At 58.9% G+C, this 11,215-nt stretch carries 8 protein-coding genes and 1 pseudogene; 3 read left to right on the forward strand and 6 right to left on the reverse strand.

The window, feature by feature from the left end:
* Positions 1-421: 421 nt before the first annotated feature.
* From HGP14_RS31540 to HGP14_RS31565, 6 genes are all read right to left on the reverse strand, one after another.
* Positions 422-1,576: a mandelate racemase/muconate lactonizing enzyme family protein gene (locus tag HGP14_RS31540; protein WP_168833757.1), complete on the reverse strand. Its 1,155-nt coding sequence runs from the start codon at positions 1,574-1,576 to the stop codon at positions 422-424.
* Between the two features lie 12 nt (positions 1,577-1,588).
* Entirely contained in the window at positions 1,589-2,797 is a 1,209-nt protein-coding gene (gene manD, locus HGP14_RS31545; protein ID WP_168833758.1) for a D-mannonate dehydratase ManD, read from the reverse strand.
* A gap of 3 nt (positions 2,798-2,800) precedes the next feature.
* Positions 2,801-4,513, reverse strand: a complete 1,713-nt coding sequence (locus tag HGP14_RS31550) for an ABC transporter ATP-binding protein (RefSeq protein WP_168833759.1) — start codon at positions 4,511-4,513, stop codon at positions 2,801-2,803.
* Entirely contained in the window at positions 4,510-5,664 is a 1,155-nt protein-coding gene (locus HGP14_RS31555) for an ABC transporter permease (protein WP_168833760.1), read from the reverse strand. Before HGP14_RS31555 ends, HGP14_RS31550 begins: the two co-directional genes overlap by 4 nt.
* A complete protein-coding gene (locus tag HGP14_RS31560; protein ID WP_168833761.1) occupies positions 5,661-6,647 on the reverse strand; it encodes an ABC transporter permease in 987 nt (328 codons plus the stop codon). The genes HGP14_RS31555 and HGP14_RS31560 overlap by 4 nt, the downstream gene beginning before the upstream one ends.
* 75 nt (positions 6,648-6,722) lie before the next feature.
* On the reverse strand, positions 6,723-8,663 hold the full coding sequence (locus HGP14_RS31565; RefSeq protein ID WP_168833762.1) for an ABC transporter substrate-binding protein: 1,941 nt from the start codon (positions 8,661-8,663) through the stop codon (positions 6,723-6,725).
* Between the two features lie 179 nt (positions 8,664-8,842).
* Between HGP14_RS31565 and HGP14_RS31570 the strand changes: the two genes are divergently transcribed.
* From HGP14_RS31570 to HGP14_RS31580, 3 genes and pseudogenes are all read left to right on the forward strand, one after another.
* Entirely contained in the window at positions 8,843-9,541 is a 699-nt protein-coding gene (locus HGP14_RS31570) for a GntR family transcriptional regulator (protein WP_168833769.1), read from the forward strand.
* Between the two features lie 406 nt (positions 9,542-9,947).
* On the forward strand, positions 9,948-10,652 hold the full coding sequence (locus tag HGP14_RS31575) for an IS6 family transposase (RefSeq protein WP_168833763.1): 705 nt from the start codon (positions 9,948-9,950) through the stop codon (positions 10,650-10,652).
* A gap of 343 nt (positions 10,653-10,995) precedes the next feature.
* Positions 10,996-11,215, forward strand: a pseudogene (locus HGP14_RS31580) (sulfite oxidase); the annotation flags it as partial.

Genomic DNA, 11,215 nt, shown 5'->3' on the forward strand with positions numbered 1-11,215 from the left:
AGCACTAAGAACGCCCCCGCCGGCATCTTGTTCAATCCGAGATAGATGAGGCTGCTGATAGAGAGGCCAAGCTCGGAGACTTCAGCCCCATCGATCTTGTTGCCGAATGTTAAGACGTTACGACCCACAAATGGCTTGAACTCGCGCTTGGCGTGTCATTCGCGCAATCCCATAGATTTTTCAAGGATTGCTGCCAACTCGCCTATCTTACGCCTTGAAAGGGGTCGAACCGACGACGAAGCGATTTCCCTCGTGTGGCATATGGTTGATTTATGGAACCGTCGGGCGGGCCGGGGTATGTTTCGACTTCAATGCGGTCGCAATTCGATGGCATTAATCCAGTGGGAATATGGTAAAATACCAAAACCCAACGTTCTTCGAGGGCTGTCAACGGTTAGAACCTTGGTACTAATTGAACTTCCTACCAGTTCGTCACGGAGCCATCGCGGCGCTTGAGATGCGGTGCCTCCCAATATTCGAAGCTCTGCCTGGCGATGAGCTCCTCATTGACTTCGATCCCGAGGCCCGGAGCGTCCGAAACCGCATAATGCGCGCCTTCGAGCCGCGGCTGTACCGGAAAGAACTCGGAATTGTCGAAGCCTAGATGCGTTTCGGCCGGGCTGGCGCGGGTCTCCAGCCAGGAGAAATTCGGAACCGCTGCGGAGAAGTGAATGGTCGCGGCGGTGCAGACAGGCCCCAACGGATTATGCGGCATCATGTCGACATAATGCGTCTCGCTCCAGCCGGCGACCTTCATCGACTCTGTCAGGCCGCCGACATTGCAGACGTCAAGGCGGTTGAACTGATGGATGTCGCGCTCGATGTAAGGCAGGAACTGCCACTTCGAGGAGAATTCCTCACCGATCGCGAAAGGAATATCCGTCATACGCCTGAGTGCCTCATAGGCGCCCGGTGTCTCGTCGCGGATCGGTTCTTCCAGGAAGTCGAGCGTACCCTTCGGCATTTTCTGGCAGAAGCTTGCGGCCTCAGCCACCGTCAGGCGGTGATGATAGTCGATGCCGAGAACGACGTCGTCACCCAGCGTCTCGCGTGCCTTCACGCACCATCTGGCGGTATTGGCGACATGCTCGCGCGGCTCGTAGATCTCCTTGTTCTCATGGCCCGATGGCGACAAGCGCATGGCCGTCCAGCCATGTTCCACAAGCATCTGCGCTTGCTCGATCATCGCATGCCCGGGCTCGGCGAAGGTCGTTGCAAAGGTCGGAATGCGGTCGCGCTGCTTGCCGCCAAGCAATTCATAGACCGGAACGCCGAGCGCCTTGCCCTTGATGTCGTGAAGGGCGATATCGATGGCGGAGATGGCCGCCTGCAGCACGCGGCCGCCTTCGAAATACTGGCTGCGATACATTTCCTGCCAGAGCGCACCGATCTTGAACGGATCTTGGCCGCGCAGGAATTCCGCGTAGTGTTCAAGAGCGCCGACCACAGCCTTCTCGCGGCCGGAGAGCCCGCTCTCGCCCCAGCCAAAAATTCCCTCGTCCGTCTCAATCTTCACCAGAAGCTGGTTGCGGATGCCGACCTTGACGGCATAGGTCTTGAGCGCTGCAATCTTCATCTCTTCCTCCTCCTACCAATGCCACAGCGTGCCGTCTTCCAGACGGTTCACAGGCAGGTAGGCACGCTGGTATGGATATTTCTCGGCAAGTTTCTCATCGATATCGACGCCGTGGCCGATAGCTTCACCTGGATGCAGATAGCCATCATTGAGGCTCCAGGCGCTCGGGAAGACTTCGAGGATTTCGGTCAGGTAGCCGGAATATTCCTGGATGCCGAAGTTCGGAACCCAGAGATCGAGATGCAGGTTGGCGCCAAGGCAGATCGGCGACATGTCCATCGCGCCGTGGCAGGCAGTGCGCACATTGTAGACGCTGGCGTAATCCATGATGCGGCGGAGTGCCGTGATTCCGCCAGCATGCACCGTCGTGGTGCGGATATAGTCGATCAACTGCTCTTCGATCAGCAGGCGCGCATCCCAGATCGTGTTGAAGACTTCGCCAACGGCAAGCGGCGTCGTCGTATGCTTGCGGATCAGGCGAAAGCCTTCCTGGTGTTCTGCTGCGACCGTATCTTCCAGCCAGAAGAGACGGGCAAATTCGAGATCCTTGCCAAGGCGAGCCGCTTCAATCGGCGTCAGGCGATGATGGGTGTCATGCAGCAGTTCGATGTCAGGACCATGGGCCTCGCGAACGGCTTCGAACAGCTTGGGGATGTGGCGCAGATATTTTGAGGTCGACCAGACTTCCTCATGCGGTACGGCGTCATCATCGGCATTGTTGGTGACGGATTTCTTGCCGGTACCATAAACGTCAGGCAGGCCAGGAATGCCGACCTGCACGCGGATCGCCTTGTAACCCTGCTCGATGCGCTTGCCGACGGCCTCGACGGCTTCGGCGATATCGGTACCCTGGGCGTGCGTATAGCACAGCACCTTCTCGCGGCTCGCGCCGCCGAGCAGCTGGTAGAGCGGCATATTGGCGGCCTTGGCCTTGATATCCCAAAGGGCCGTGTCGATGCCGGCGATTGCCGCCATCGTCACCGGGCCGCGGCGCCAGTAGGCCCCCTTGTAGAAATACTGCCAGATATCCTCGATGCGAGAGGGATCGCGGCCGATCAGAAGCGGCGCCAGATGATCCTGCAGATAGGCGACGACGGCCTTTTCTCGGCCGTTCAGCGTCGCGTCACCGACGCCCGTCAGGCCTTCGTCGGTGAAGATCTTGACGGTGACGAAATTGCGTCCCGGCGAGCAGACAATGATTTTGACGTCGGTAATTTTCATGACTTATCCGTTGGCTGAAACTGTGCCCGAAGGCTTAAGCGTGGGGTCGTAGCGGAACCGGTTGTGGATGCGCCGGTCGCGCGGGTCGGGATGGGGAATGGCCGAGAGCAGCGCGCGCGTGTAGTCATGCGCCGGATTGTTGACGACCTGATCGGTCTCTCCGGCCTCGACGATCTTTCCGCGATACATGACCGCCACGCGGTCGCACATGTATCGAATGACCGACATGTCGTGGGAGATGAAGACATAGGAGAGGCCGAGCTCGTCCTGCAGCTTCATCATCAGGTCCAGCATCTGCGAGCGCAGGGAAACGTCGAGCGCTGAGGTCGCCTCGTCGGCGATGATCAGGCGCGGCCTGACGGCGATCGCCCGGGCAATACCGATGCGCTGGCGCTGGCCGCCGGAGAAGGCATGCGGATAGCGCTCCCGCCATGCGGGTTCGAGGCCGACCTGCTGCATGAGTTCGGACACTCGCTCATCGAGCGGCCTGCCCTTCAGGCCGGCGAGTTTCAGCGGCTCGGCGATGATCTGGCCGACCGTCTTGCGGGGGCTGAGCGAACCGACCGGATCCTGAAAGATCATGCGGATATCGCGCCTGACATCCTTCAGCGTCGCCTTGTCGGTGGTGCGCAGCTCCACAGTGCTGCCGTCCTTGCGGCGGTAATCCATGGCGCCGGATTGCGGATCGTAGATGCGCAGCATGCAGCGGCCCATCGTCGTCTTGCCGGAACCGGACTCGCCGACGATGCCGAGCGTTTCGCCGGGCCGGACGATCAGCGACACGTCATCGACGGCGCGAAGCCCTGATGGGAATGTCAGCGAGAGGTTCTTTACTTCGAGCAGTGGTGGCGCTTCCACCGGGATCGGCGGCCGCGACAGGCGAACTTCCGCCTTGCGCTCCAGCTTGACGACCGAGCCGATCAGCCGGCGTGTATAATCGTCCTGCGGGGCGTGGAAGATCTGGTCGACCGATCCTCGCTCCATCACCTTGCCACGATACATGACGAGGACCTCGTCGGCGATCTCGGCAACGACACCCATGTCATGGGTGATGAACAGCACGGCCATGCCGTGGCTCTGCTGCAACTTGCGGATCAGGTCGAGAATTTCGGCCTGCGTCGTCACGTCGAGCGCCGTGGTCGGCTCGTCGGCAATCAGCACTGACGGATTGCATGCAAGGGCCATGGCGATCATCACACGCTGGCGCATGCCACCGGAGAATTCGAACGTGTAGCGGTCGATTGCCGTTTCCGGCTGCGGAATTTCCACCTGCCGCAGGAGTTCGAGCACACGCTCACGCTGCTGCTGGCCGCGGATACCGAAATGAATACGCAGCGCCTCACCGATTTGCGTGCCGATGCGGTGCACCGGTGAGAGCGAACTCATCGGCTCCTGGAAGATCATGGCGATCTCCTTGCCGCGCACATTTCGAATGTCTTTGCCGCGCGGGTCTAGCTTGGCAAGGTCGGTCGATGTGCCATCGGTCCGCGTCAGGACGATCGAGCCGCCCTCGATCCGGCCAGGCCGATCGACGATCTGCAGGATGGAGCGCGCCGTCACCGACTTGCCGGATCCGGATTCGCCGACGACGCAGAGTGTCTTGCCGCGCTTCAGCTCGAAGGAGACCCCATCGACCGCCTTGAAGATGCCGGTGCGGGTCGGAAAATAGGTCTTGAGGTCATCGACCTTGAGGATCGTATCGTCTGTCATGGTCATGAAACGGACTCGTAGGGATCTGCGGCATCGCGAAGACCGTCGCCGAGGAAGTTGAGGGAAAGCACCGAGATGACGATGGCGGCTGCCGGCGTGAACAGGAGCCACGGCGCCTGTGCCACGGCGCGGATATTCTGCGCCTCCTGCAACAGTACGCCCCAGGAGATGATTGGCGGCTGCAGACCGATACCAAGGAAAGAGAGCGCCGTCTCGGCAAGGATCATCGAAGGGATCGCCAGCGTCAGCGTCGCGATAATGTGGCTCATGAAGGACGGAACGAGGTGATTGAAGATGATGCCGATCTCGCTCATGCCGTCGAGACGGGCGGCAATGACGAAATCCTCGTTGCGCAGCGACAGGAACTTGCCACGCACTTCACGCGCCAGGCTCGTCCAGCCGATCAGCGAGACGATCAACGTGATGACGAAATAGGTACGAAGCGGCGGCCAGCCGACCGGAATGGCGGCGGCAAGGCCCATCCACAGCGGAATCGTCGGGATGGAGCGTAGGAGTTCGATCATGCGCTGGATGCCGAGATCGACCCATCCACCGAAGAACCCGGAAATACCGCCGATCGTGACCCCGAGCAGAAGGCTCATGAAGACGCCGACAAGGCCGATCGACAGCGAGATCTTGGCGCCATGGACGACACGCGAGAAGATATCGCGGCCGAGACGGTCAGCGCCAAAAATATACATGCTGTCGCCGGGCATCGGGTTCTTGAGGCCGAAGAGCTTGGTCTGCATCGGGATGAAGCCGAGCAGATAATAGGGCTGCGGCGCCTTGACGAAGAAGCCGACATCGACAGGCTTCGTCGGATCGGGCGTAAATTCGCGTCGCATGGATTCCGTATTCAGCGTCATCTTGAGCTGGCTGACATGCGGGTGGAAGGAGCCGTCGAGCAGCAAGGAAAGCCCCTGCGGTGGCGCATAGGTGAAGCGCGCATTCGTTGCGTTTGGATCGAGCGGCGCGATGAAATCAGCAAAAGCCGCCACGAGATACATGAAGACGATGACGACGAGGCTCGCCAGCGCGATCTTGTGCTTCTTGAACTTCAGCCAGAAGAGCTGCCACTGGCCGGCAACGGCAATATCCTTGCCGCTGAGATTGATGGACGGGCCGGCATCCGGCGGGAGGTGGGTGATATCTGTCATTGGAACCGGATCCGCGGGTCGGTGATGGCGAGCAGGATGTCGGAAATCAGCGTGCCGATGATCGTCAGCACCGAAATCAAAAGGATGAGCGAGCCGGCGAGATACATGTCCTGGGCAAGCAGAGCGCGTAGCAGCAGCGGGCCCGTCGTCGGCAGGCTCATGACGACGGAGACGATGATCTCGCCTGAAATGACCGCCGGCAGGATCCAGCCGAGCGTCGAGATCAGCGGGTTGAGCGCAAGGCGCACCGGATAGCGGATCAGGAGTTCGAATTCCGACATGCCTTTGGCGCGTGCCGTCGTCACATAGGGTTTCGACAATTCGTCGAGCAGGTTGGCGCGCATGATGCGGACAAGGGCTGCGAGCGATCCGAGGCCGATGATGATCACCGGCAGCCAGACATGCTGGGCAAAATCGATGAGCTTGCCGAAACTCCAGGACGCATCGACATAGGCGGGCGAGAAAAGGCCGCCAACGCTCTGACCGAAATAAGCCGACATGACATACATGGCCGAAAGCGCCATGAGGAAGTCGGGCACGGCGAGAAAGAAGAAGGCGAGGAAGGTCGCCGAATAATCGGAGATCGAATATTGCCGCACCGCCGAGAGTATGCCGATCGGGATTGCGACGGCCCAGACGAAGCAAAGCGTCAGGAAGGAGAGCAGCAGCGAGAAACCGAGGCGGCCCCAGATCAGCTCCGTGACCGGCTTGCCGAGCTCGAAGGAGATGCCGAAATCGCCATGCAGCAGGATGCCGGCAATCCACTTGTAATATTGGAAGTACATCGGCTGATCGAGGCCGTAGCGCTCGCGCATGGCGGCAACGGTGCCCTCTTCCACCGCACCGCCCTGGCTTGCCCAGTCGGCCATGAGCGTCGTCAGGTAGTCCCCCGGCGGCAGCTGGATGATGATGAAGGCGATGATGGAGACGGCAAAAAGTGTCGGGATCGCGAACACAAGCCGCTTAGCAATATAACGAAGCATGAGATTTGACCGTTCGACGGTATCGAAGGGATGGCCGACGGGGAAACGAGTTCCCCGCCGGACCTGGGAGGAGCCTTACTTGGTCGGCTTGTCGAAGTACCATTGGGTCAGCGTCGGCGCCGGATGCCAGAGGTTGCCGGTGATCGGGATGCCGTTGACGACATTCTTCAGGTTCTTCGACACCATCATGTATTTCGGCATCGGGCGCGAAATACCGATATTGAGGAAGTTGTCGGCCGACAGGTTGAGGAATTCCTTCATCTTGTCGCGGCGGTCGTCATCGTTGACGGCGGCATTGACCTTGTCATAGGCAGCCATCAGCGCCTTGATCTCAGCCGGCGGCTCTTCGCCCGTCGCGTGGTTGGAATACCATTCGCTCCAGCGCATTGCGAAGAAGATGTCCGCCTTCTGGAAAGGCATGTAGCAGCGCGGATCGGTATAGACTTCCGAGAGGCCGCCAACGCAGTTCCAGATATAGGCATCCTGCTCGTTGGCCGACCACATCGTATTCAGGCGGGCGCGGTCCGTTGTGCGCAGCTGGATGTCGATGCCGACATCCTTGGCGTATTTCTGCACCATCTGCATGACGTCGGGGTAAGAGAGACCGAAGACATCTGCCACCATGAAGTTGATGGTGAAGCGCTTGCCGCTGTCATCGAGACGGAAACCTTCGGCATCCTTCTTCGGCATGATCTTGTCGAGCATCTCGTTGGAGAGCTTCGGATCGAATTCCGTAAACTGCGTCGCCTCGCGCTCGTTGAAGAGCTCGTGCTCCGGCTGCGTTGCGACCTGTGCCGGCGCGCCCTGGCCGACATAGACGAGATCGATGATCTCCTGACGGTTGATGGCGTGGCTGAGCGCGATGCGGAATTCCTTGTTCTGGAAGAGCTTGCGCTTCACCGCATCTGTCGAGTTGAGGTTCAGCAGGATAACGGCGTCGTTGGCCGGCAGATCCTTCACGTCGACGAAGCGGTAGTTGCCGGTTTCCTGGCCGTCGAACAGAACCGACTTGAAGGTCGAATTGTTGATGTGGCGGAAGGAGAAGTCGAACTCGCCGGATGTCATCTTCAGCGCCATCAACTGCGGGTCGTCGAGCTTCGCCCATGTGATACCGTCGATATAGGGAAGCTGGTTCCCGTCCGGATCCACCTTCCAATAGTAGGGATTGCGGGTGGCCACGACGCGGTCGCTATCAGCGTAAGGCACCGTCAGGACCCAAGGGTTCATGGTCGGCAGCTCGAGGTTCTGCCAGAAAGGCGGCTGGAAAGTCAGCGAAACCTTGGAATTGAAGAGCGCCACCCAGTCGCCAGCGGCCGGATTGGCCTTCAACAGCGCCGGGATGCCATCCTTGTTATACTTCTCATGGAACTGCTGGAGGTAATGTTTCGGGTAAATGACCGGCAAATGGCCCTGGCCATAAGCGAGCTGCTGCAGGAAGAGACCATACGGCGCATCGAATTTGAACTCGACCGTCAGGTCGTCGATCTTGCGCACCTTGACGGGCTTGCCGGCAATGGTGAAGGTCGGGTTCTTGGCTGGCGAAAGCGCGTCGTTCATGAACACGTCTTCGTACCAGAACATGATGTCGTCAGTCGTAAACGGCTGGCCGTCGCTCCACTTCAGGCCCTTGCGCAGCTTGAAAGTGTAAGTCGTTGCATCCTCGGACGCGGTGAATTCCTCGGCGAGTGACGGTACGACCTTCTGCCAGGCCGGATCCCAGCGAACTAGCAGTTCGTTGGCGATGGTGCGGGTCAGATTGTACTGGTCGCCATTGGCAAGGATCGTGGTACGCAGCGTGCCACCATACTTTCCGATGCCATCGACCATGGTCTCGACATAGGGATGCTCCGGGAGACGGTCGGCAACAGCGGGCAGCTTGCCGCCCTTGACCTGCTCATCGAGCATCGGCGCCTGTTTGAAATCGACCGCCCAAGCCGGGACCATCGATCCCAGGATGGCAGCACCCAACAGCCCCGTCGACACGACGAGGCCACGCAGCGTTTGCTGGTAACCCATATATTTCCTCCTGATAACCGACCCTCTCCGCCGGCTTTGCATCTATCGTTGACGATGACCAACCCGTCCTCGTGTTGAACGGAAACTCTCAGATCATACATTCTATGTCAATCTGAATGTACAAAGTTATCTGTTTTGCCCTTGGCAAACACGACGAAAATGCATTAAAACGTAAAGTTATGAGCACGATAACGAGCATAAAACGAAGGCCTTACGAAGGTGATGAACTCGTCGAGGACGGCGGCGCTACCATTTACGAGCGGCTGCGGGACGACATCATCCACGGCCGTCTAAAGGCCAACGAACGCCTGAAGGTCGCAGAGCTCGCGAGCCGCATGGGAACCTCCACCAACCCGGTGCGCGAGGCTCTACAGCAATTGCGCGGGGAAGGCTTCGTCATCATCGCCCCGAATCGCGGCGCGCGCGTGCGGCCGATCGATGCGGACTTCGTGCGCGATATCTGCGAAATCGAAGTGCTGATCGAACCGGCCCTCACCCGCTGGTTCGTTAGTATCGCCACGAAGGGAGATGTCGAGGAACTGGAGCGCATCCAGGCAGAGATCGAGGCGCTTAATTTTGCCGACGAGATGAAGCACACAAATCTCGATATGCGCTTTCACAAGGTGATGTATGACCGGCACTACAATCGGCATGCCGTCGATCTTTGGATCCGCCACCGCGAGATTTTGTGGGCAATCGCCCGGGGGTTTCAGACCTCACTCAGCCGTCAAGCGAACGTGCTCGAAGAACACCGCGGACTGATTGCCTGCATTAAAGCGCAAGATGCGGAAGGGGCAGCGCAAACCATCGCTAAACATGTCGGCGGCTCTGGGCATCATATCATTGAACGCATGCGACTGGAAAAGCGGTACCGCTAATTCTTCGCCATGCTTTCGTCCTCTTCTGGAAAGCGAGAAAGTCGCGCGCTATCAACGCGGCGCTGCCCTCTCCGAAGCACAGGCATGGTAGGCTCCTATTCGGCTTAATTTTCGTCGATTGATAGACAGCCTCTGATCGCAATATGTTCACAGATCCGCATCAAAATGCCGGGGGTTCCAGTGTATAGTAACCCGCTATCCACAAATCTGCTATTTCCTCGAAACGAGCATCGCTCGCGCCGATTAGGCGCAAGTGCCTGGGAACACCCAGACCCGAGCATAATCGCTCGATCGCCGATACTGCAGCAGCAGAAGGCCCCTTCCATAGCCTGCGGTGTCGAGAGTGATCGCCGGCGGGTGATGTCAGGTTAACCGGCGATGAAGCTTTCGGCGGTAGTCGGCGGTCATGATCCAGGTCACTATCAGCTACAAGCGCCATCGTTTTCCACCCGCTGTGATCGCCCATGCGGTTTGGCTCTACTTCCGATTTCCGCTGAGCCTGCGTCTGGTGGAAGAGATGCTGGTGGAGCGTGGCATCGTCGTTTCCTACGAAACGATCCGCTGCTGGGCGAAGAAATTCGGACTGGAGTATGCCGGCCGCTTGCGACGAAAGCCTGCGAGCCCGAACGATGTCTGGCATCTTGACGAGGTGGTCGTGACGATCGGCGGGAGAAGACATTGGCTCTGGCGCGCCGTCGATCAGCACGGTTACGTGCTCGACGAGATCGTCCAGACCCGCCGCAACACCAAGGCTGCTAGACGCCTGCTGATCCGGCTGATGAAGAAGCAGGGATGCCTGCCGAAGCGCATTGTCACGGACAAGCTTCGCTCCTATGGCGCGGCACAGCGTCAGATCATGCCCAGGGTCGAGCATCGATCGCACAAGGGGCTGAACAATCGCGCCGAAAATTCGCATTTGCCACTGCGAAAACGGGAACGGCTGATGCAACGGTTTCGCTCGCCAGGCGCGCTGCAACGCTTCACAAGCGTCTTCTCGGCAGTCCGAAATCTCTTCGTGCCGCCGCGCTCGAAACACTCAGCTATCGCTGTCCATCTACACCGCCTCAGGGCGATCGCACATTGGAAGGCCGTGGCCGAGACAGTTGCCTGACCCACACGTCTTGTCGAACGCGTACTTCAAGAACTTAACCTGACATCACCAGACTGAGTCCTGACGTATGAGGCGACAGTCGCGAAAGTCGAACATCCTGATCCGTTGAACTATACAAACGGACTAACCCCTTTTACCTCCTCGTGGCGAGTTCTATATGGTGTTACAATTAATGCTCGTGGCGGTGTCGTAGAGACCGCGCCAAACGCAAGGTGGATATCGTTGGTTGCTAATGCGCGAGCCAGCGACTGAGAGCGGAAACTTTCGCCTTAAAGACACCAATCTCTGCCGGAATCTCCTCTGCTCGATTCCGGCGGCAATTTTTTGCCGAAGGAGAAATTCCATGCATCACGTTCCACGCCGCGAATTCATTGTTCAAGGCAGCGCGGCCCTCGCCTCGCTGGCGTTTCTCCATTCACGGTTTGCCCACGCCTTCCCAAGCCGGGCGGGTGAGACCGTGATCCCATGGCTTGATCAGCCGCCGCCCAATCCCGTTCCGGCGGTCATCCAGAACCAACTTGTCTGGGAGGATATGGATTCATGGGTGACACCCAATGACAAGT

Source organism: Rhizobium sp. P32RR-XVIII (assembly GCF_012641395.1).
Lineage (GTDB): Bacteria > Pseudomonadota > Alphaproteobacteria > Rhizobiales > Rhizobiaceae > Rhizobium.